The organism is Burkholderia sp. RS01 (assembly GCF_039748055.1).
Lineage (GTDB): Bacteria > Actinomycetota > Actinomycetes > Actinomycetales > Micrococcaceae > Arthrobacter.
Genome location: NZ_JBDLAK010000069.1, coordinates 1 through 337, shown reverse-complemented (window position 1 = coordinate 337; position 337 = coordinate 1). Strand labels below are relative to the sequence as shown.

Annotated in this window: 1 pseudogene; it reads left to right on the top strand. The window is 67.7% G+C overall.

Features of this window, described 5'->3' with window-relative positions:
• Nucleotides 1-142 precede the first annotated feature (142 nt).
• Nucleotides 143-337 (top strand): annotated as a pseudogene (locus ABFP37_RS22560) (hypothetical protein); the annotation flags it as partial.

The following is a 337-nucleotide window of genomic DNA, read 5'->3' as shown; positions in this document are numbered from 1 at the left end:
GCGGCGTCGCCGAACTCGTCCTCGAACACGGCCTCCTCACCGCCGACCAACTCCAGGAACTCCTCAGCCCCGAACGCCTCGCCAACCTCAGCAAATAGGCACACCCGCAGGACCCCCGAACCCGGAAACCAAAGGATCCCCCATGTCCAATCCCCAGCAGGGCACCGCGACCCAGCCGGCCATCACGGACCACACCGTCCCGGCCCAGGCGCATGCCACCGAATCCCTCCTTCACGCCGAAGACAAGGGCTACCACAAGAGCCTGAAACCGCGGCAGATCCAGATGATCGCGATCGGCGGCGCCATCGGCACCGGCCTGTTCCTCGGCGCCGGCGGC